Origin of the sequence: Streptomyces sp. NBC_00249 (assembly GCF_026342355.1) — a bacterium.
Lineage (GTDB): Bacteria > Actinomycetota > Actinomycetes > Streptomycetales > Streptomycetaceae > Streptomyces.
Genome location: NZ_JAPEMV010000001.1, coordinates 1,288,798 through 1,310,590 on the forward strand (window position 1 = coordinate 1,288,798; position 21,793 = coordinate 1,310,590).

Below are 21,793 nucleotides of genomic sequence, written 5' to 3' on the forward strand. Positions count from 1 at the left end.
GGTGACAGACGGCTTCCCGGCTCCCGTCGCGGTGGCCAACGCGCCGCTGGCAGCGACCGTCACGCGGGTCGCCGAACTCGCGAACAAAATGGGCCGCGACCTGAACCAGGTCTTCGACCTCCGAAAGCTCTCGGAGGCCTCCGGAGTCCCCACCGACGTGGTCAAGACCCTGCTGGACGGCAGGCGGGCCGGCGAACCCGATCTCCAGGCGCGTTTCCTCCAGCGCCTCGACCTGCTCCGGCGGACCCGGGTCAAACAGAACGGCCGGCGCTACACCCAGCAGGAGATCGCGGACGGCGCCGGGATGTCCCGGCAGCAGGCCGGCGCCCTGATCAACGGTGACCGCCGGCCCACGATGGAGCACTGTGACGCGATCCAGCGCTTCTTCGGGGTGCACGCCGGCTTCCTCACCGCACACGACGCCGACGCCCTCACCGACGCCCTCCAGCGGACCGAGCAGCAGCTGCTGCAGGACTTCGCGGGCCGCGAGCGGCAGACTGTTCCGGCGGAGGCCGCTTCGGCGGGCGATCCGCTGGCAAGACTCCTGCAGAACCACGGTGTACGGGGCATCGCCTGGCGCGCCGCCCAACTGCCCAGCGACAAGCACCGGGACAAGGTGACCGAATGGCTGGACATGCTTCTCGAAAGCGTCAAACCGAACGAATCATGACCCAGTCGAAAGTCTGGATCTGATCCTTGAGTCCTGATCCGGATCCGCGCCGACGGGGAGAACGGTGAGCATAGGCAGAGCGCAGCGGCGGTTGTGCGCGGAGCTGGTGGCCGGCATCAAGCTGGCCGCCCCCGTGGAACCCGTGGATCTCTACGCCGCCCTCTGCGAGGGCATGAGCAGGCACCGCGGCCGCCCCGTGGAGTTCCGGATGGCCGCCTTCCCGCAGGGGACGGCCAGCGGTCTGTGGCTCGACATGGCGGACCGCGATCTGGTCGTGATCGAGGAGCGCACCGCACCGGACCACCAGCTGGTGATCCTCGGCCACGAGCTGTGGCACATGAAGGCCGGCCACTGCAGCCACCACGTCGACGGCGCCGCCGTCGCCGCCCGGCTGCTGACGGACCAGGCCGACATCGGCGAGACCGTCCGCCGGGTCGCCGCGCGCACCCGCGCCGACGTCCAGGAGGAGACGGAGGCCGAGACCTTCGGCCTGCTCCTGGGCAGCCGGTGCCGCACCTGGCTGGCCGGATCCTCCAGCCACCGCGCGCCCGCCCAGCGCGACGAGCTGGCGGGCCGCATCGAGACCTCCCTCGGCTACCGGGGGCACAGGAACGACCGTTGAACAGGAACCACCGTTGAAAGGCCAGGACTACTACATCCCGGCGGCCGCGATGGCGATCGCACTCGTCTTCAAGCTGCCGGCCCTGCGCAACAACTGGCGCGACCCGCTCCTGCGGTCGGTCTGCGTGCTGCTGACCCTGGCCGGCGCGGTGTTCACCTTCGCCGCACCGCCCACCATCGGCGCCGTCAACGACTGGACGGGCATCCCCAACTTCTCCGCCCCGCTGGTGTACTGCCTGATGACCGCCTTCAGCGCCTCCTGCCTGGTGCTGATGTTCAACTGGCGCGGCGGCCCGCCGGAGGAGATCCGGCGCACCTCCCAGCGCTGGATCTCCGGCTACGCCACCGTCATCGTGGCCATCGCGGTGCTGTTCGCCCTCGGTGACGCCCCTGAGCAGCGGCTGCGCGACTTCGACACGCACTACGCCAACACCCCGTACATCCGCGTGATGATCGCCCTCTACCTGCTGGCGCACAACGTGGCCGCGATGACGATGAGCGCGATGTGCTGGCGCTGGTCCCTCCAGGTGCGCGGCTGGCTGCGCGGCGGCCTGGTGATCATCGTGGCGGGGTACGGGTTCAGCCTGACCTACGACGCCACCAAGATGTCCGCGGTCGTCGCGCGCTGGCTGGGGTACGACCTGGACGCCCTCAGCACGTACGTGGCCCCGCCCCTGGCGTCCGTCGGCGCGCTCGTCAGCGCCGTCGGCTTCATCCTGCCCCTGGTGTGCCAGCGGACCTCCGACAGCTGGCGGACCTGGGCGACGTACCGCCGCCTCGGCCCGCTCTGGCACGAGGTGCAGAGCACCGCGCCCGAGGGCACCCCCGGGGTGCGGATGTCCTGGTGGTCCCCGGCCGAGATCCGGGTGATCCAGCGCGAGTCCGACATCCACGACGGGTTCCTGCGGCTCGGCCCCTGCTTCGACCGGGAGCAACGCGACACCGCCTACGAACGGGCCCTCGCGGACGGCGCCGACGAGGCCACCGCCCGGGCCGTGGCCGACGCCGCGATGGTGGCGGCGGCGGTGCGCGCGAGCGCCGCCGACCCGGAGGGGACGGCGGCGCTCGAGGAAGCGGACGGGGAGCGGGTCCTCATCCTGGCCGACGGGGCGCGTGACCTCGTACGCATCTCCCACGCCCTGCGGCATTCGCCGGTCGTGGCGGCGGCCCGCCGGCAGGCGGCCCCGGCGCGGGGCTGAGCGCCTGCCGCCGGGCCGCGGCGCGGGAGGGTCAGCGGGAGGCCGTGACCAGTACGGTCGGGAACAGGTCCTGGAAGGGGCCCGCGGAGTCGGTCCCGTCCCGCCCGTACGGCGCGTCGAAGCTCCACACCATGAACAGCAGGAACACGATCAGGGCGCTGAACAGGCCCGCCAGCAGGAGTTCGCGTCCCGAACGCCGGATCTGCAGGGTGAAGATCAGCCCGATCGTGACGATCCCGCCCACCAGGAGCCCGAACCAGATCACCTCCGGGAGGGTCGACTCGGAGCTCTGCGTGCGCGAGTGCCGGGCGTCGTCGGCGGCCGCGATGTGGTCCAGCAGCGGCTGGTAGGCCTGCGCCTGGAGTTCGCTCGCCGGGGTCTGGTGGGTGACGTCGGTGCGCAGCTTGCCGAGCAGCTGCCCGCCCTCGGCGGAGGCGGCCTCGCCGGAGGTCAGCCGCGGCCAGTCCACGGAGACGGTGTGGGAGACGTACGCGTCCACCTCGCCGCGGATCCGGTCGCGGACGGCGGCCGGGTAGACGTCGGCGCGCTGGGTGACCTCGTACAGGGACTGGGCCTCGCGGCGCACACTGTCCTCGGCGGCGCCGCGCGCCTCCCAGACCCCCGCGATGGCCAGGCCCAGGACGATCGCGTAGACCACGCCGACCATCATCGTCATGTACTCGATGACGTCAGGGGTTTCGCTGGTGTCCTCGTCGGCCGCGACCCGGCGGTGCCGGATCGCGGTCATGGCGAGGACGGCGGCGCAGACGAGCGCCATGGCGATGGCCAGGACCAGCCATTCGGACACGAGGGATCTCCCGTTCGTGGTGCGGTGGGTTCATCAGCCGGCCGGGGCGCTCTGGCCCCGGCCCTTGGAGCGGGGGCGCAGCGCGGCGGCGGCGAGCACGGCCGGGGTGGTGACGACCACCATCAGCATCATGGTGCTCATGCCGTCCGGGCCGCGCCGGGCCAGGGCCGCCGAGTGGTACGGGCGCACGTGGAAGGCACTGGCCCGCGCGACGGCGGCCCTGGGCGCGGGCGGAGCCGGAGCTGCGGCGGGGGCCGGATCCGGCTCGGCCCCGGCGGCCGGCGGAGCCGGAGGGGGCTGCGGAGGCTCCCCCGGCGCCGGGGGCGCGGGTGCGGGTGCGGGTGCCGGAAGCCCCGGCAGGCCGGGTGCCCGCCCCGGGTGGCTCACGGTCGGCCGCTCGGCGCCGGGCAGGGTCACCCGGAGCGAGGGCGACGGCGCGGGCCGCGCAGGGGGCCGCGGTACGGGCGGCCGGGCGGCGTCCGGGCGCGCGGAGGGCGGCCGGGGCTGCGCGGAAGGCACGCACACGTCGACCCGCGCCCCGTGTCCGTGGCCGTCCCCGGCGACCGCCACGTGACCGTGCAGCGGGCACAGGGCCGCCGCCAGACCCGCCCCGGCGAAGTACTGCCAAGCCGTCAACGCGGTCCTCCCGATGCGGCAGCCGATATGAGGGTTACGGCTGAAGAAACGATCAAGGCCCGGCTTCGACACGCGCCGGAAGGGTCAAGATCCCTGTCCGGGGGACGGCTTCGAACAGCCGGAGCAGCCGGGAGGCCGCGCCCCCGTCACCCTCCCGGCGGATTCCGCCACGGCGCGGGGCGCCGTCCGCCCTGATGATCGGCTCAACGGCATCCGGAGGGACGGTGGCGCGTGGAAGCGGACGGCGAGGACACCCCGGACACCCTCGGAGCGCGCGTGGACGCCTCCCGCCCGGCCGGTCCCTGGCCTTCCTCGTCCCGGCGGGCCAGTACGACCGCAACGACAGCGGCGCCCCCGTCTCCGGCACCTACCACCGCGTCGAGGGCACCCAGAGCTTCACCGACCGCCTGAACGACCTGTTCCTCGCCCCCGTCAACGGCCTGTACGGCATCCAGGACACCACCACCCACGAGGTCGGGCCCGGCTTCACGGGCGCCCTGTACGGCAGCGCCGGGGTCTCCGTGGAGGGCTTCGCGGAGGAGACCCTCGGCTTCTACGGCCTGCTCGTGCCGATGATGCTGGCCCTCGGCTACGACCGGCTCGTCGCCGTCGGCGCCGCCATCCTGGGCGCGGGCATCGGCGCGCTCTGCTCCACCGTGAACCCCTTCGCGACGGGTGTCGCCTCCTCGGCGGCCGGCATCTCGCTGGGCGACGGGATCGTGCTGCGCTTCGCCATGTGGGTGGTGCTCACCGCCGTCACGATCCTCTACGTCATCCGCTACGCGCGGCGCGTCCAGAAGGATCCCTCGAAGTCCCTGTGCGGCTTCCTGCCCGGCGACCGCGAGCAGAAGACCGCCGCCGACTCCGCCGACCCGGCGACGGCGCCGGAACTGACGCGCCTGCACACGGCCGTCCTGGTGCTGCTGGCCCTGGTCTTCGCCTTCCTCGTCCTGGGCGCCGCGATGTGACGGCCCGGCGGTCCCGGCCGCCCGGCCGTCACGTCGGGTACGGGTCCTCAGCCTGCGGAGCGGATGCTCCGGATGACCGCCTTGCGCGCCTTGCCGCCGGCACTGGAGTAATCGATCTCCTGGCCGACGGACTGCCACATCAGGGCCTTCCCGAGGGACGAGGACGGCGAGATGGTGTCCTCGCCCCCTGTCGCCAGTTCCGCGACCGCGTACAGGGCTCCGTCGTCCTCACCGTCGAGTTCGAGGGTGAGCAGCGCCCCGGGGACGACGACCTGCGGATCGCCGGCCTCCCGGTCCATCGACACCGCGTCGAGGAAGGTCTGGAGGTAGGCGATCCGGTGCTCACGCCGTGCTCGGCGGTCGTTCTGCGTCTTGCGCAGGAACACCAGATTGGCCGCGTCGCCTCCGACCGGGGTCTCGTCGGGCTCCTCCAGGGCGCTGCGCAGCTTCTGCAGCTCCACCAGGACCCTCTGATAGCAGGCCGGAGCCACTGCACGCACGGGGAAAGGACCTTGACGGTACGTCAGTGAACCGGAGCGCTGCGGGGAGAGCGCCCCAGCCGACGACCGGGACCCCTCCGGCCGCGCGTCCCGGGCCGGCGGCTCGACGGGCTCGGACGGCTCTGGACGGTCGGCCACCTCATCGGTGCCGGACGTCCCGGCCCCCGCCGACTCGGGAAGTCCGGCCGCGACCGGCTCCGTACCGGTCGGCTCCGGCGCCGCCTCCGGTTCCTGCACCTCCGGTTCCTGCGCCGCCGGTTCGATGCCCAGTCGTGCGAGCTCGGCCCACAGGGGGGCCATCGCCTCTTCCCGGTCGAGGTGGAAGCGGCTGCCGCGGATGCGGACGAAGGTCCATCCCACGCGTTCCAGATCGCGCTGGCGCTGCGCGACGGTGGAGGCGTCCTCCCCCTCCGCGAAGCTGTCGCCGTCGCACTCGACGGCCAGCCGCTGCGTACCGCCCTCCACGACGAGGTCGATGGCGTGACGGCCGACCCGGTACTGCGGGCGCACTCGGTATCCCCCGGCGACGAGTTCCCGGTAGACCCGCTGCTGGAGCAGGTTCTCGAAGGCCTCGTGCCGCAGGTCCGCGGACACCTCGTCGGGGAGCGCGGCCTCCGCCTCCTCGGCGGGACGGGACAGGTGGTCCAGGTACTCGCGCCGCAGGTCGTTCTCGTGGAACTGCTCCGCCTTCGCACTGTGGAAGACCCACACCTGGTCGCGGGCACGGGACGCCGCGACGTTGATCCGCTGCTCGTAGGTCTTGCCGCTGTATCCGCCCGGCACCCGCCCGGCGTCCGTCGTCGCGGAGTTCACGCAGGAGATGAACATGACGTCACGCTCGTCGCCCTGGAACCCTTCCGCGTCCGCCACCCGGATCTGCCGGGACTCCCGCTCCTCGTACGAGAGCGCGGCGACGAGCAGGTTCTCCAGCTCCTGGGTGTGCGCCTTGCTCGCCCGCAGGCTGATGACCCCCATGGTGCGGCCCGCGTAGGCGGGGTCGGCGCAGCACTTCACCAGTGCGTCCACGAGGGCGGCCGCCTCGTTCGTGTTGACCAGACGGGTGTTCATTCCGACGGCTTCGCCCGTCTCCACGTGCACCCTGCGCAGGGGTGGCAGGCGGTCCGCACCGTACTGGCGCAGCGGCAGCAGGTCGTCGTTGTAGCAGAGGTGGTTGGAGAAGCCGATGATCTCCGGCATGCAGCGGAAGTGCTCCTTGAGCATGAGCGTTCCACGGCCGGCGGCCAGCGCCTCGGTGAGGTCGAAGAAGCTGCTGTCCGGGCCGAACAGGCCCTTGCGCGAGGGGTCCAGACCCGTGAGCAGCTTGTCCTGGAGTTTGAAGTACTCGTCCTGCTTGAGGCCGACGTTGGACGGGCTGACCTGCTTGCTGTCCCCGACGACCACGATCCGGTCGGCCAGCCAGGTCAGCAGCATCGCCTCCAGACCCGACTGGCTCGCCTCGTCGACGATGACGACGTCGAAGAGCCCCGGCCGGTCCATGGGGACCGTCTCCGCCACCTGGTGGAGCGGCATGATCCAGGCCGGCACCGCGCTCTGGGCCTCCCGCAGTGCGACCTGTGCGTCGCGGCGGTACCGGTGCTGGTACTTGCCCTTGATCCGCCGGACGGCGTTCTGGTACGCCTTCAGGGCGGTGCTCTGGTCCCCCGTGAGGTGCGCGAGCGACCCGTGCCAGGCGCGGGCCGCGGCCAGCTTGCTGAGCGTGATCCGGATCTCGTCGTCCGCCTCTGCCAGGCCCAGCGTGAGCTTGCGCTCGGCCTGCGGGTCGGTGAGGCGCTCCATCCGTGCGTGCCAGGCCGCCCAGGCCCAGGCTTCGGCCAACGCGGCCAGCCGGGCATCCCAGTCGGTGTCGGTCGCGGTGGTGGTGACGCGCTCGGCGAGCCCCGGGAACGCCTCCCGGACGACGGCGTGGGCGGCGGCGTGAGCGGACCTCAGCCGCGCGGCCTCCCGGACGTCCGCAAGTCCTTCGCAGGCCGCGCGGTAGGCCGCACGGTCGTTGCGGGCGACGGCCTCACGGGCGGCGACGAGCGCGGGAGCCGGGCCGGGGCGGTCCGTCCACCGGCGCAGCAGGTCGGCGGCGGTGGCGAGCTGCCGGCGCGGGCCCTCGGCGGCCCGCAGGGTCTCACCGACCCGCAGCAGGTTGCGTACGGCGGTCTCGGTCGGAACGTCGTGCCAGGGCGCATGGGCCAGTTCGGGCGCGATCGCCGCGGCGGCGAGCACGTCCGCGCGGGCCGTCACGACCTGGAGGAGCGCCCCGAGGTACTCGATCTCCTGGCGCAGGGCGGCCAGCCGGGGAGCGTGTCCGGCCCAGGGCGTCTGGGACCGCGACCACTCCCCCTCGAACCGGGCCAGGCGCAGCTCCAGCTGTACTCGGGCCAGTACCTGCGCCGCACTGTCCACGCCGTCGGGAGAGCGCCCGTCCACCTGGACCTTCTCCACGAAGGTGCCGACCGCCTTGGCCAGCTTGGTGCGGATGCCGAGGGGGCCGCGGAGCTTCTGCCCCTGCTTCAGCCCGTCGTGCAAGGTGGTGGCGAGCGCGAAGGCCTCGGCGGGACCGAAGGCCTCGATCCCGGACACGAGGACCGTGCCGAGGGTGGCGACGGCCGTCTCGGCCGCGCCCAGCGCCTCGGCCGCAGCGGCATGGCGGGAACGCACCTCCTGGTCCTGGCCGCTCAGCACGCCCGTCAGAGCGGTACGCGCCCAGTCTCCGAGGGCCCCGGACCGGGCCGTGGCCACGGCCCGGGCGGCTGCGAAGGCGCTCAAGGCTTCGCCGAGCCGCTGCTGTTCCTTGTCCGTGAGCACGCTGACGAGTGCGTCGTACCGGGCGGCCACCGGCTCGCCGCGGACGGCCTCGTACGCCTCCTCGGCTGCGGCGACCGCCTCCACCGCCTCGTCGAAGTCGCCCGGGGCGGGGAGCTCCGCCGGACCGGGGACCTCGGCCGCGAGGGCCTGCTGTGCGGGGGTGTAGGCCCGGGCGGTGTGCAGCAGGCCGAGGGCCTGGCCCGCCGTGAGGGGCAGCGCTTGCGTCGGCACCGGTGCGATCCACCGGTACCGGTCGGCCTCGGCGGCGAGCCGCTCGGCGATCTGCTGGAGGCTGCCGGTGTAGTCGCCGAGGTCCGGCTCGAAGTGCCGCGTCTCCTGATCGCGCAGCACCCCCAGGTCGGTGAGCAGGGCGGACTGACGGCGCCGGGCGTTGGCCAGGCGGGAGGTGAGCTGGTCGATCTCGCGCTGCGAGGCCTTGGGGTCGTAGCCGGCGAAGCGGCCGAGGATGGTCTGGACCGAGGCTTCGAGCTCCCTCTGGGCACTGGTCCCGTCCTCGGTGCGACTGACGCACAGGTCCCTGACGGTCTCGGGAAGCTTGTCGCGGACGACCCGCAGGGCCCTGGGGGTGTGGCTGGTGATCAGCACCCGCTTGCCCTGGGCGAGCAGGTCCGTGACGAGGTTCGCGATGGTGTGCGTCTTGCCCGTACCGGGCGGTCCCTGGACCACCACGAGGCGGTTCCCCCGCAGGCGCTCCGCGATGGTGCGCTGTTCCTCGTTCGCGGGGAGCGCGAAGTACAGCTCGGGACGGGTGGCGTCCGCCTGCGGCTGCTCGCCCGCAGTGCGGGCGCCGTCGCCGCCGGCCATGTAGCGCAGCAGCTCGGTGGGCTGTGCTCCCCGGTCCACCTGCGTGGCGATCGAGTTCAGGGATTCGAGCGTCGAGCGGCGGGTGCGCTCGCGCAGGACGAGGGCAGGGGTGAACCCGACCACGGGAACGGCGAGGGACGGGGGCGTGACGCGCTCTTCCCCCTTCAGGTAACGGCCCGCACTGTGGGCGGCGTTGACCCAGCTGACGAGCGCGGTCTCGATCTCGTCCAGCTGCTCGGTCCCCGTCGCGTCGGCGGCGCGCTCGAGCGTCGCCCTGATCCCCTCGCGCACCAGGCCCTGGACGTGCTGCTCGGCGTCGAGCATGCCCTCCTCCAACTGGAGGCCGGGGGCACTGGTGTCGGGCGCGGCGGTGAGGGTTCCGGTACCGGCGTCCAGGCGCAGAACGGCACGGTGGGTGAGCAGGTGCCGCTCCACCCTCGCCCCGTCGGTGGATTCCCAGGTCAGTCGGCCGAAGCCGATGACGAGTTCATAGGATTCGCCGAGGTTCACGGCGTCCTCGTGCATCTTGTGCAGCCGGTCGTACAGCTTGACCAGGGGTTCGATCTCCCGGCGGCGTGCCGCCCAGAGCCCCCAGGCCGCCTCCCAGGTCGTGTAGAGCTTCTCGATCTTCTCCCGGTCCGGGTGCGAGTCGAGCTCCAGGTAGGACTTCGTCAGCTCGATGCCGGTCCCGAAACGCGGAGCGGCGGGCTCGATGCGGCGGCGCAGGTGCGGGGAGTGCTGGGCCGTGAAATCGCGGATCCGGTCGGTGGGGACCCAGGGTTCGAGCCGCGGGAGCGGCATCGGAGGCTCCTCGCGCTGCGGGCGCCGTACGGTGAGCCAGGCGGCTTCCTCTCCGGGTACCGGGCCTTCCAGGACGGACGCGATGCCCGGACCATCCGGCAGGTCGGCGAACCAGACCACCCCCTGGGCTCCATCGAGGGTGCGCACGGGCCTGGTCCGCGACTCCTCCGCGGCTGCGAGGAAGCGGAAGATCTGGCGGACCTTGTCCTGGTCGGAGGCGGCCGCGGGTGCGGGTGCGGGCCTGGCTGCGGCCCGGGAGCTCGCCGGCTCGTCGGCGGTCTGCGGGACCCGCTCCGGGCCGTCTCCCCCCTGCCGCGGTTCGGGGATGCGGGGATCCCCCGGAACGGCGTGTGCGGGTGCGGCCGGTCCGGTGCTCACCCCGGTCGCGGCGGGTGGTGCGGCAGGGGCCGCGACCGCGGGCGGGAGGGCTCCGGTGGCCGTGCTGAAGGTGACGCTTTCCCGGTCGTGGCGGGAGAGGAAGCAGACCTCGATGTCCAGTGCGTCCGCCGTGCCCGGAGAAATGCTGTAGGCCCAGGTGGCGGATACCGTCCGGCCGGGGCGGAGGGTACCTGCCAGTTCCCCGTCGAGCAGGGCGGAGTCGTCGTCGAGGACCCTGCGCGCGGCCTTGCCCTGCGCACCGCAGCGGATCACGACGTCGATCCCGCCGAGGTCGAAGGCTCCCGGGGTGCCGTTGGTGAGGGTCAGCGTGCACGAGACGAGGTCGTCGCCGGGGCGGAGCCCGTAGACCGTCCCCACATCGGCGGGCGCGTACGGGCGGACCTCCCCCACCTGGACCCGCAGTCCGTCGTCGTACACATGGGTCGAATCGATCGGCTGGATACCGTCGTCGGCCGTGTCGACATCCCAAGAACTCACACATCACCCCATGGAAGTTGCTCGCCGTTGCGCGGCGGCCCGAAGTCCGCATGCCGCCGTCCGCCGTGCCGGCGATCCGCCCCGCACAACCCCACCCGACGCCATGTGAACTCAGTACACGAGGCAGACCCTAGCAGTGCCTTACAAGGGACATTTCGAGACCGCCCTTTTGGCCCGGGACACACGCTCCCCTCCAGCAGGCATGCCCCTGTGAACAAAGTCAACGAGCGTAGTAGCCTGCGGACCAAGGCTGGCTCCCGCCCATAGCGGCACACCCACCGGGGCGCGCGCGGCCGGCCCGAGCCTGACCTTCACCACCCCCGGAGATCTGAATGCCGTCAGCCCAGGACGCACCCGTCACGCTGGCCGAAATCGCTCGTATCGCCGGCGTCGGCCGGGCAGCGGTGAGCAATTGGAGGCGGCGCCACGACTCCTTTCCCGTCCGGATCGGTGGTACGGACGCCAGCCCCCACTTCTCCCTCGCCGAGGTGGAGGAGTGGCTGCGCGCCAACGACAAGCTGAAGGAGGGCGGAGGTCGCGAACTCCTGTGGCCCCGGCTCGAAGCCGCCGGCCCCCGGGACGAGACCGGGCTTGCCATCGCCGCCGCCGGACGGCGCATGTCCGGCAGGACCGACCGGGCCCGGGAACACGGACTGTCCCCCCAAGCCCTGGAACTGGTGGACGAGGCAGCCCTGCTCGGAGCCACCGAAGGGGCGAAGGAGGTCTTCGACTTCCTCCTGCAGCGCTGGCTGGACACCCATGTCCGCCAGATCAGCGCCACCCCACCCCAGTTGGCCAGCCTGATAGCGGAGACCGCGCTGCACGGGGTGAATCGTTTCGACGAACCGTTGACGGTCCTCGACCCCGCCTGCGGCACCGGGCACCTGCTGGCGGCCGCCGCCGATGCCGCGCCCGGGCAGGCGGTGCTCGCCGGATGCGACCGGGACCCGGTACTCGCGGCCCTGGCCCAGGCGCGGCTGTCCTTCCCTGCGGGGCGAACAGGCCTCGGACCGGTGGATGTCCGCTCGGGAGACTCGCTCCTGGACGATCCGCACAGCGGTCTGAGGGCGGACGTCGTGGTGTGCAATCCGCCCTTCAACGAACGGGACTGGGGATACGAGGACCTCGCCACCGACCCCCGCTGGGCACACGGCCTGCCGCCGCGCACCGAACCCGAGCTGGCCTGGGTACAGCACGCGCTGGCCCGGCTGCGCCCCGGCGGGACGGCCGTTCTGCTGCTGCCGCCCGCCGTCGCGTCCCGGAGGGCAGGCCGCCGTATCCGCGGGGCGCTGCTGCGCAGTGCGCAGTTGCGGGCGGTGATCGCCCTGCCCGCCGGGACCGCTCCCCCGCACAGCGTTTCGTTGCACCTGTGGGTGCTGAAGGCCGAGGCGGGACCGGTCGGTGACCCCGTCCTGCTGGTGGACGCGACCTCCGCCCGGCGCTCCGCCGCGGGCAAGGAAGCCGGGCCTCCGGACTGGGAGCGGCTGCGCGATCTCGTCGGGACCGCCTGCGCCACCATCGGGGACCCGGACGCCGAGCTCCCCGAGCACGCCGCTCGGGTCGCCCTCATCGACCTGCTGGACGAGGAGGTCGACCTCACCCCCGGGCGGTACGTGACCTCGGGCTGCCCGGCCGACCCCCTCGATCTGGACGTGTCCTGGACGGAGTTCGACCGCCTGGTCCGCTCGCTCGCCGCATCCGGCCGGGCACTGCGCGGCCTCGCCCTGGCGGGCGAGGCGGACCGCGATGGCGCCACCAGCGTAGGAGACCTCGCCCGGGCCGGAGCACTCACGCTGCGCGGTGGGCAGCAGCCGCGCGAGGGCTCGGTGCTCAAGGACGCCCCGGACGCCGGTGCCGTCGCCTTCCTGACCGTTCCCGACCTGCTCCTGGACGGGACACCGTCCGCCTGGCTGGACCGCGCCGACGCCCCGGTCGTGGCGGAGCCGGGCGACATCGTGGTGGCCGGGGTGGACCGGGCCTTCCAGGTCTGGATCCAGCAGCACGAACCACTCGCGCTGGGGCCGCAGCTGTACGCCTTGCGAGCAACCCCGGACCTCCTCGACGCGGACTTCCTCGCGGGCTGCCTGAGGGCACCGGCCAACAAGCGGCAGGCGGGCACCCACGCCTCCAGTTCCTCCCGCGTGGACGTCCGGCGGCTCCACGTCCTGCAACTGCCCCTGGAGGACCAGCGGCGGTACAGCGCGGCATTCCGCAAGGTGCAGGACCTCCGGTCGCTCCTCGGGCGTGTGGAAGACCTCGGGAGCGGGCTGGTCCGAGACCTCAGCGACAGCCTGGCCTCCGGCCGTCTCGCAGCGGAGTGCTGACCTCCGGGTGATCCGCCCTCAGTACGCCTCGACCCGTTCCGCGAGTTCCTGCCGCGCCCTCGCCACCTGAGCGGCGAGGCCCGACGGGAGATCGGCGCACTTCTCGAGTACCTCCGCCAGCAGCTCCTCGGCGGAGCCGATCTCGCCGTAGGCGAGCCGGCACTCGGCGGCCCGCAGGGCCAGGACGAGCCGGTCGGCACGCGTGGAGGTCGGCCACCCCAAGTCGTTCCGTACGCCCGGTACGGACCCTGTTCTCGACGCCCTCCTTCGCCGACGAACCCGACCCCGGGCAACTGCCCCTGTTCCGAACGGGCCCCGCACCGGACGCGGAGCTCGCCACCGCACTGCTCAGACCGGGTGCGGAGGGTCCGTAGGCTTGTACCCGGCCCGCAGCACACAGCCCAGGACGAGGAGACCCATGCCCCGGCTCGCCATCTCCGAGGAGTTCTTCGACGAGTACGACGGTCTGGAGAAGCACGTCCGCTCCGCGGTCCGCGACGCCGTACGGATGTTCCAGCAGCTGACCGTGGACCAGTTGCACGCGGGCAAGGGGCTGCACCTGGAGCAGCTCCAGCATCCGCGTGACCGGCGGATCAGGACCATCCGCATCACCAGGGCCCACCGTGGCGTGGTCCTCGCCCCTGACGACGGCAGCGACACCTTCCTGCTGGTGCGCGTCGCCCACCACGACGACGCGATCGCCTGGGCGCGCAAGCGGGCGTACTCGGTGAACTCGGCGACCGGCGCGCTGGAAGTGCGCAACGTCGCGGCCCTGGAGGACATGCAGCCGTTCTTCGAGGACAAGGCCCAGGCGGCGCCGACCCGGCTCTTCGCCGCCCATTCGGACACCGTGCTGCGCGACCTGGGCATCGACGAGCAGACCCTGCGCCTGGCCCGGCTCTGCGTCGATCGCCACGACCTCAAGCTGGTGGCCCCGCCCCTGATGCCCGCGGACCAGCACGAGGTACTCGACCACCTCGCCGAGGGGTTCAGCCCCAAGGACGTCTGGGAGCAGCTGATCACGTCCCGCCGTCCCCGTTCGGCGGAAGGCACGTCATGGCAGCCGGCCGACCTGGCCGAGGCGATCCGCAGCACTCCGCACCGCATCGTCGACGTGTCCGGGCCGCACGAGCTGGACCGCGTACTGGCCGACGACTTCGCCCGCTGGAGGGTGTTCCTCCACCCGGCCCAGCGTCGTATGGCCTACGTTCCGAGCTACTCCGGGCCTGCCCAGGTCACCGGCGGTCCCGGAACGGGAAAGACGGTCGTCGCGCTGCACCGGGTGAGACATCTGCTCCGCGTCGGGGGCCGGGAGGCCGACGGTCGGATCCTGCTGACCACTTACACCAACGCCATGGCCGACACGCTCCGGCAGAACCTCGCCCTGCTCCTGGGCGACGCGGACAGCGCGCTGTTGGACCGGGTCGACGTGACCACCGTCGATTCGCTGGCCGCACGGATCATCCGTGAGGCGCGGGGACGCGTGCCGAGGCCGCTCGGGGCGGCAGCCGAGCGCAGTGCGTGGGCCACCGTCCGCAAGCGCCTCGAACTCCCCTGGTCGGAGCAGTTCCTCTCGCAGGAGTTCCGGCATGTCGTCCTGGCGCAGGACGTGCGCAGCGCGGAGGAGTACCAGAAGGTCCTGCGCAAGGGCCGCGGTACCCCTGTCGGACCGGTCCAGCGTGAGCAACTGTGGCGGGCCATCACGCAGTTCACAGCGCTCGTCGCCTCGCGCGACACCGCCACCTACCCGCAGCTGTGCGCCGACGCGGCAGCGCTCCTCGCCTCCGCCGGCCCTCGGTACGCGCACGTCGTCGTCGACGAGGCACAGGACCTGCACCCCACCCAGTGGCGGGTGTTGCGGGCGAGCGTCGCCACGGGAGCGGACGATCTCTTCATCGTCGGGGATCCGCACCAGCGCATCTACGACTCCCGGGTCTCGCTCCGCTCGCTGGGCGTGCACGTCACCGGGCGATCGACACGTCTTCGGCTCAACTACCGCAGTACGGAGGAGATTCTGGTGTGGGCGGCGGCCCTGCTGGACGGCCGCCGTATCGGACGCCTCGGCGAGGACGACGACACCGACGCGGCCGACAGCCTCGCCGGCTACCGGTCCGAACTCCACGGCCGTACGCCCTCGGTGCGCGGTCGGCACAGCCAGGACGAAGAACTGACGGCTCTGGTGGAGCAGGTGCGTTCCTGGATCGACGAGGACGGCGTCGCCCCCTCCGACATCGCGGTCTGCGCCCGCTTCAACACCCTCGTCGATGCGGTGCTGGCAAGGTTGCGGCGCAGCGGGATACCCGCGGTCGCCGTGAAGGACTCGACGGGGCCCGCGGTGAGCGGGGTGCGGGTGGCCACGATGCACGCGATGAAGGGGCTCGAATTCCGCTGCGTGGCGGTCGTGGGGGTCAGCGAAGGCGTGCTGCCGTTCCCGCCCCAGGTGACCCCGGTGCAGGTGGATCCGTTGCAGCACCAGGCCGATCTGACCGCGGAGCACTGCCTCCTGTTCGTCGCGTGCACGCGGGCCCGTGACGCGCTCGCCGTCTCCTGGCACGGGGCGGTCTCACCCCTGCTCGCCCCGGTGGTCCACGATGCGTTGGTGACCGGGTAGTGGCGCGGGTGGCCGCGAGGACGCTCGCACCTGCCGTGCCGGCCGTCGAGCCGCCCGTCGCGGTGTGGCGGGCCATGCGGCGGCCCGTGAGGTTCTTGGGGTCGTGGTGGCCCTGGCGGTGCTGGGCGTATCTCGGGAGTGGGTTTCCGCTCGGGTACGCGGTGCTCGTGGGGCTGGTGGGGCTGGTCGGGCTCGGGGTGGTGCTGGCCGTCGCCGGGATCGGGCTGCTGCTGCTGATCGGCGCCGTGGCCGGGGCCGTGCCGCTCGGGGAGCTGGAGCGGCGGCGGCTGCGGTGGGTCGAGCCGGTTCCGGTCGCCGATCCGCACACCTCCCTCGCCGGGGCCGGGGCGGCCGCCTGGCTGCGTACACGGCTGCGGGAGCGGGCCACCTGGCGGGAGCTCGGGTACGCGGCCCTGCTCGGGGTGGTGTTCGGGGCGGCCGGCTTCGGGGTGCTCGCCCTGCTGGCCTTCTCGCTGATGCTCGTCGCGGCCCCGGTCATCGTGTGGGCGCTGGCTCCCGAGCCGGTGATGCTGATGCCCGGCGAGGCGGTGGCGGGGCCGCTGGAGGCGCTGGGCGGGACCGCCGTCGGGCTGGCGGGGCTGCTCCTGGCGGCGTACGCGGGCGCGCTGCTCGCCGGGGCCCAGGTCAAGACCGCCCGGCTGCTCCTCGGTCCGCGCGAGGAGGACGACCGGGTCCTGGAACTGACCCGCTCACGAGTGCGGCTCGTGGACGCCTTCGAGGCGGAACGGCGGCGCATCGAGCGGGACCTGCACGACGGGGCGCAGCAGCAGCTGGTGGCCCTCAACATGACCCTGGGCCTGGCGGAGATGCGGCTGCGGGCGGTCCCGGAGGCCGGGGAGGCGGCCGCGCTGGTGGGCCGGGGTCGTGCGGAGGCGCGGCGGGCGCTGGAGCAACTGCGGGATCTCGTACGGGGGATCCACCCGCAGGTGCTGACCGACCACGGGCTCGCGGCGGCCGTGGCGGAGGTGGCGCTGCGCCATCCCGTGCCGGTCGAGGTGGACCTCGATGTGCCCCGGCTGCCCGAACCGGTCGAGGTCACCGCCTACTTCACCGTCACGGAGGCGCTGGCGAACGCCGCCAAGCACAGCGGCGCCTCACGGGTCGCGGTCGCCGGTAGGGTCGAGGGCGGCCGGCTCGCTCTCACCATCACCGACGACGGCCGCGGCGGGGCCGATCCCGGCGCGGGAGCGGGTCTGGCGGGGCTCGCGGACAGGGTGGCGATGTTGCAGGGCAGGCTGATCGTGTCCAGTCCGGTGGGCGGTCCCACCGAACTCCGGGTGGAGGTCCCGTGCTCCGGGTGATCCTCGCCGAGGACTCCGTCCTGCTGCGGGCGGGCCTGTCGGAGCTGCTGACCCTCGGCGGGCACCGGGTGCTGGCGGCGGTGGGCGACGCTCCGTCGCTGCTGCGCGCGGTGGCGGACGAGCGTCCGGACATCGTGGTCACCGACGTCCGCATGCCGCCCGGACTGCGCGACGAGGGACTGCGGGCCGCACTCGAACTGCGTTCCCACGACCCGTCCTTGCCGGTGCTGGTGCTCTCCCAGTACGTGGCCACGGCCTACGCCACCCAGCTGTTCACGGGGGCTTCGGCGGCCGGCCTGGGCTACCTGCTCAAGGACCGGGTCGGTGAGGTGACGGAGTTCCTCGACGCCCTCGACCGGGTCCACCGGGGCCGGACCGTCATCGATCCCGAGGTCGTCCGCGTCCTGCTCGGCCCGCGCACGGCGAACCAGCCCCTGGCCCGCCTGACCCCGCGCGAGCGCGAGGTGCTCGCGCTGATGGCCGAGGGGCTCAACAACCAGGCGCTGGCGGCACGGCTGTTCATCACCGAGGCCTCCGTCGTCAAGCACGCGAGCAGCATCTTCACGAAGCTGGACCTGGATCCGACCGAAGGCAACCGGCGCGTCCTGGCGGTCCTGGCCCACCTGCGCGGCCAGGACCGGACGCCCTGAGGGCAGGGTCCGCCGGTTCGTCATACTGTCGGCATGGACATGGAAGGGGCCGAGGAGGCCCGGCGGTGGCTGGCCGAGTGCGGGGTGCGGCAGACCGGGGACGGCTGGGTGGACGCCGACGAACCGGACCGGATCATGACGGCCAACGACGTCGCGCACTACTGGGCGGGCGTGGTGTTCACCGACGAGGACCTGGACCGCGCCGGGCAGGTGCGGCTGGCGTTCGGGATGCTGGACCTGCTCGACGACTACTGGGTGACCTGCGAGATCGGCTTCGCCTACCACGGCAAGGACACCCCGCCGCCGGCCGAACCCCTGTGGGAGGGCTTCCGCCGCAGGCTGGAGGCGGAGCGGAACGCGGAGCCGGTGGAGTACTCGCTGTGGGTCGACTGGTTCGAGGACCGCAGGACCTCCGCGACGGCCTTCGCGGAGGTCCTCGGCAACGACATCGGCCTGCTCCTCCACGCTACCCCGCCCGGCCCGCTGCGCCGGGCCCGGCGGGTCCTCGCCTGCTCGGGGCCGGTGCCGTGGGCGGCGAAGGCCGAGGCGTTCGCCACCGCCGTCCGCGTCCCGGAGCTGCACCCGGCGCTCTTCAGGGGCCTGCTGACGGGCTACCACGACGTCTACGGCGATCTGGAGCCGGCCCCCGCACTCGCCCTCCTCGACCGGCTCGACCTCCCGCCTGACACCGAACACCTCGCACCCCTGCGCACGGTCCTCACGGCGGGCCACACCAACCACCGCCACGCTCCGCAGGCATGGGACGCCGCGGGGGCGCCCTCCGGGCGACGACGGGAGTTTGACGACAGGCCCTAGGACGTACGGGACCCCGCCCGGCGGCGGTGGGGCCGGGAGCGGGCCACGATGCGGGAAGCAGCGGGGCCGGGGGTCGTGGAGCGCGCCCAGACCACCAGCAGGAGCGGCAGCGCCAGGTAGCCGAAGCGGCCCGCCGGGGCCAGCAGGAACGCCAGGGTCAGGCCGAGCGCCAGCCGGTCGGCGGCGGCCACCACGGTGCGGGGCGGACGCACCAGCAGGGAGATCCCGACCCCCAGGCCGCCCAGCACCAGCAGCGCCACCGTCAGGTACCAGCCCCATGACCCGAGTCCGCTCAGCAGGTGCCCCGGCAGGGGGCTGCTCGCCGGGGTCGCCACCGCCGCCCGCCCCGTCGGGAAGGCGAACACCTGCCGCCACAGCTCCGCCGGCTGGAGCAGCGCGCCCGGCAGCACCAGCGCGGCCGTCCCCAGCGCCGTCACCCCGGCGCACCGCACCGCCGCCCGCGCACCCCGCCCGGCCGCGAGGACGGCGACGGCCACCGCCACCGCGGGCAGGGCGGTCCACTTGAGTGCGCAGGCTGCCGCGAGGGCCGCCCCCGCCACCGCCGGGCGGCCCGACACCGCGGCCGCGAGCGCCAGGCAGCACAGGCCCGCCAGCGGCAGGTCCACCCCGCTCACCGCCAGCGGAAGCGCCACCACCGGCGAAGCCACCAGCACCGGGAGCAGCGGTGAGGGGGCGGCGCCCAGCATGCGCCGGCCGGCCCAGGTCGCGGCGAACAGGGCGGCCGCGCACCAGATGCGGGCGTCGCCCAGCAGGCGCACCGCCCACCCTCCGCCCGGGCCGAAGGCGCCGTCGAGCAGGGCGCGCGGGAGGCCGAGGAGGGCCATGCCGGGGAGGTAGGGGGTGTACTCCTCGACTCCGGCCGGCTGGTCGACGTAGAGGCGTCCGGAGTCGAGGAGGAGCCGCCCGGAACGTTCGATCACGCCGACCTCGGACTGCCCCTGCCCGGTCAGGACCAGGTACAGGAGGGGCAGGGCGACGGCGCCCAGCAGGGCCGCGCCGAGTGCCGCGCGGCGGTGGCCGAGGGCGGTGGCCGCGGCGGCGGCGAGGTACCCGGCGGCCGCGCACCAGCCCCACAGGCGGTGCGGGCCCAGGGAGGAGAACAGCGGGAAGGAGAGGGCCCAGACGGCCGCGAGCAGCCAGCCGGCGGTCCACCGGGCGGCGGGGGAAGGGGTCATGGACCCATTCCAGCCGCGCGGCCCGCCCGGGTCTGCACGCCCAGGTGGAGCCTTCGTGGTGGGGTTTTCCCTACCCCGGGGCCGGGCGGCGACCGCCCGGGCACGCCGAAGGGGCGCGACCCGGGTGGGTCACGCCCCTTCGGTGGCGGGGTCCAGGGGCCTCAGGCCTCAGGCCTCCGGGTTGCCGCCGAAGCGCTCGCGGTAGGACTCCAGGTCCTCCTCGGTGATCTTCGCGAAGAGCACCGGCGGGACGGTGAACGGGGTCCCGGCCGGGACGGCGTCCAGCGCCTTCGCCTGCTCCGGGCTGATCCACGCCGTGGTGTCGTCGGCGAGGGCGAACGCGGAGCGCATGGTGCGCGCCGAGGCCGGGATGAACGGCTCGGAGACCACCGAGTAGAGGTGGATGAGGTTCATCGCGGTGCGCAGGGTGAGCGCCGCGCCCTCCAGGTCGGTCTTGACCTCCAGCCAGGGGGCCTTCTCGTCGAGGTAGGCGTTTCCGGCGGACCACAGGGCGCGCAGCGCGGCGGCGGCCTTGCGGTACTGGAGGGCCTCCATGTGGCCCTCGTACTCGGCGAGCAGCTCGGCGATCTGCTCGCCCAGCTTGGCCTCGACCTCGCCGGCGGGGCTGCCGGCGGGGACCTCGTCGCCGAACTTCTTGCGGGAGAAGGTCAGTACGCGGTTGACGAAGTTGCCGAGGGTGCCGCCGAGGTCCTTGTTGACCGTGGCGGAGAAGTGCTCCCACGTGAAGGACGAGTCGTCGGACTCGGGCGCGTTCGCGATGAGGAAGTAGCGCCAGTAGTCGGCCGGGAGGATGTCGAGGGCCTGGTCGGTGAAGACGCCGCGCTTCTGCGAGGTGGAGAACTTGCCGCCGTAGTACGTCAGCCAGTTGAAGGCCTTGACGTAGTCGACCTTCTTCCAGGGCTCGCGGGTGCCGAGCTCGGTGGCCGGGAACATCACCGTGTGGAACGGGACGTTGTCCTTGGCCATGAACTGCGTGTAGCGGACGTCCTCGGCCTCGTACCACCAGGACTTCCAGTCGCGGTTCGCCGGGTCGGCGTCCGCCCACTCCTTGGTCGAGGCGATGTACTCGATCGGGGCGTCGAACCAGACGTAGAAGACCTTGCCGTCGGCGGCCAGCTCGGGCCAGGTGTCGGCGGGTACGGGGACGCCCCAGTCGAGGTCACGGGTGATGGCGCGGTCGTGCAGGCCCTCGGTCAGCCACTTGCGGGCGATGGAGGACGCCAGCTGCGGCCACTCCTCCTCGTGTTCGGAGACCCAGGCCTCGACCTCGTGCTGGAGCTTGGACTGGAGGAGGAAGAGGTGCTTGGTCTCGCGGACCTCCAGCTCGGTGGAGCCGGAGATGGCCGAGCGGGGCTCGATCAGGTCCGTGGGGTCCAGGACGCGGGTGCAGTTCTCGCACTGGTCGCCGCGGGCCTTGTCGTAGCCGCAGTGCGGGCAGGTGCCCTCGACGTAGCGGTCCGGGAGGAAGCGGCCGTCGGCGGGCGAGTACACCTGCCGGATCGCGCGCTCCTCGATGAAGCCGTTCTCCTGGAGCTTGCGCGCGAAGTGCTGGGTGATCTCGGCGTTCTGCGCGGAGGAACTGCGGCCGAAGTAGTCGAAGGACAGCTCGAAGCCGTCGTAGACCGCCTTCTGGGCGTCGTGCGCCTGCGCGCAGAAGTCGGCGACCGAGATCCCGGCTTCCTTGGCGGCGAGTTCGGCGGGCGTGCCGTGCTCGTCGGTGGCGCAGATGTAGAGGACGTCGTGGCCGCGCAGGCGGAGGTACCGGGAGTACACATCCGCCGGAAGCATCGACCCGACCATGTTGCCCAGGTGCTTGATCCCGTTGATGTAGGGAAGCGCGCTGGTGATCAGGTGTCGAGCCATCCTCGGATGCTCCATTTCATTTATGCGGTGACAACGTGCCGTGACGGATTGTGATCCGGTTCATCGTATCGAACCGGCGTCAGGGCGGGCGCCGCATTTGTTCGGGGTGGACGTAACGCAAAAGCGAGGGTGGTGACCTCTGCGTCACGGCCCTCGCGATGGGCCCATGCTACAGGCGGTGGGACGGGGGCCCGACCGGCGTCCGGGTCACGGACCGGGCGGTGGCGGTGGTGGCGGTCGTCTCAGTCGCGTCCTCCCCCGCCCCCCGA

General features: G+C 72.8%; 14 protein-coding genes and 1 pseudogene. 9 read left to right on the forward strand and 6 right to left on the reverse strand.

All coding sequences use genetic code 11. From position 1 onward, the window contains the following. Position 1 precedes the first annotated feature (1 nt). The 3 genes from OOK31_RS05825 to OOK31_RS05835 all read left to right on the forward strand — a co-directional run bounded on the left by OOK31_RS05825 (position 2) and on the right by OOK31_RS05835 (position 2,490). Positions 2-670 (forward strand): helix-turn-helix transcriptional regulator, encoded by a 669-nt coding sequence (locus tag OOK31_RS05825; protein WP_267011236.1) that lies wholly within the window; start codon positions 2-4, stop codon positions 668-670. A 64-nt stretch (positions 671-734) separates the two neighbouring features. Then, on the forward strand, positions 735-1,292 hold the full coding sequence (locus OOK31_RS05830) for a toxin-antitoxin system, toxin component (protein WP_267011237.1): 558 nt from the start codon (positions 735-737) through the stop codon (positions 1,290-1,292). A gap of 13 nt (positions 1,293-1,305) precedes the next feature. Then, positions 1,306-2,490: an MAB_1171c family putative transporter gene (locus tag OOK31_RS05835; RefSeq protein ID WP_267011238.1), complete on the forward strand. Its 1,185-nt coding sequence runs from the start codon at positions 1,306-1,308 to the stop codon at positions 2,488-2,490. 31 nt (positions 2,491-2,521) lie between these two features. On the opposite strand, the gene OOK31_RS05840 is transcribed toward OOK31_RS05835, so the two are convergent. Together OOK31_RS05840 and OOK31_RS05845 are read right to left on the reverse strand one after the other, a co-directional pair. Further along, positions 2,522-3,298 carry a DUF4239 domain-containing protein gene (locus tag OOK31_RS05840; protein WP_267011239.1) on the reverse strand — a complete coding sequence of 259 codons (777 nt, stop codon included), beginning with the start codon at positions 3,296-3,298 and terminating at the stop codon, positions 2,522-2,524. Positions 3,299-3,331: 33 nt separating this feature from the next. Next, a complete protein-coding gene (locus OOK31_RS05845) occupies positions 3,332-3,934 on the reverse strand; it encodes a hypothetical protein (RefSeq protein WP_267011240.1) in 603 nt (200 codons plus the stop codon). 194 nt (positions 3,935-4,128) lie between these two features. Between OOK31_RS05845 and OOK31_RS05850 the strand changes: the two are divergent. Next, a pseudogene (locus tag OOK31_RS05850) lies at positions 4,129-4,884 on the forward strand (hypothetical protein); the annotation flags it as partial. 65 nt (positions 4,885-4,949) lie between these two features. On the opposite strand, the gene OOK31_RS05855 reads toward OOK31_RS05850, so the two are convergent. Beyond that, the gene (locus tag OOK31_RS05855) at positions 4,950-10,721 is read right to left on the reverse strand and encodes an AAA domain-containing protein (protein ID WP_267011241.1); all 5,772 of its coding nucleotides are present in this window, start codon (positions 10,719-10,721) and stop codon (positions 4,950-4,952) included. A 332-nt stretch (positions 10,722-11,053) separates the two neighbouring features. Here OOK31_RS05855 and OOK31_RS05860 point away from each other — a divergent pair, with 332 nt between their 5' ends. Beyond that, positions 11,054-13,045 carry an N-6 DNA methylase gene (locus OOK31_RS05860; protein ID WP_267011242.1) on the forward strand — a complete coding sequence of 664 codons (1,992 nt, stop codon included), beginning with the start codon at positions 11,054-11,056 and terminating at the stop codon, positions 13,043-13,045. An 18-nt stretch (positions 13,046-13,063) separates the two neighbouring features. Here the strand turns inward: OOK31_RS05860 and OOK31_RS05865 are convergent, their stop codons facing one another. After that, entirely contained in the window at positions 13,064-13,267 is a 204-nt protein-coding gene (locus OOK31_RS05865; protein WP_267011243.1) for a hypothetical protein, read from the reverse strand. A 196-nt stretch (positions 13,268-13,463) separates the two neighbouring features. Between OOK31_RS05865 and OOK31_RS05870 the strand changes: the two genes are divergently transcribed. The 4 genes from OOK31_RS05870 to OOK31_RS05885 all read left to right on the forward strand — a co-directional run bounded on the left by OOK31_RS05870 (position 13,464) and on the right by OOK31_RS05885 (position 18,444). Further along, complete coding sequence (locus tag OOK31_RS05870) at positions 13,464-15,656, forward strand: DEAD/DEAH box helicase (RefSeq protein WP_267011244.1); 2,193 nt, start codon at positions 13,464-13,466, stop codon at positions 15,654-15,656. Positions 15,657-15,730: 74 nt separating this feature from the next. Next, positions 15,731-16,978, forward strand: coding sequence for a sensor histidine kinase (locus tag OOK31_RS05875; protein WP_267011845.1), 1,248 nt, complete (start codon positions 15,731-15,733; stop codon positions 16,976-16,978). Next, a complete protein-coding gene (locus OOK31_RS05880) occupies positions 16,966-17,628 on the forward strand; it encodes a response regulator transcription factor (RefSeq protein ID WP_267011245.1) in 663 nt (220 codons plus the stop codon). Before OOK31_RS05875 ends, OOK31_RS05880 begins: the two co-directional genes overlap by 13 nt. Before the next feature lie 33 nt (positions 17,629-17,661). Continuing rightward, complete coding sequence (locus OOK31_RS05885; protein ID WP_267011246.1) at positions 17,662-18,444, forward strand: hypothetical protein; 783 nt, start codon at positions 17,662-17,664, stop codon at positions 18,442-18,444. On the opposite strand, the gene OOK31_RS05890 is transcribed toward OOK31_RS05885, so the two are convergent. Both OOK31_RS05890 and metG read right to left on the reverse strand, forming a co-directional pair. Then, positions 18,441-19,640, reverse strand: coding sequence for a glycosyltransferase 87 family protein (locus tag OOK31_RS05890; RefSeq protein ID WP_267011247.1), 1,200 nt, complete (start codon positions 19,638-19,640; stop codon positions 18,441-18,443). The two genes, OOK31_RS05885 and OOK31_RS05890, sit on opposite strands and share 4 nt — an antisense overlap. Positions 19,641-19,808: 168 nt before the next feature. After that, positions 19,809-21,524, reverse strand: coding sequence for a methionine--tRNA ligase (gene metG, locus OOK31_RS05895; protein ID WP_267011248.1), 1,716 nt, complete (start codon positions 21,522-21,524; stop codon positions 19,809-19,811). Between the last annotated feature and the right edge of the window lie 269 nt (positions 21,525-21,793).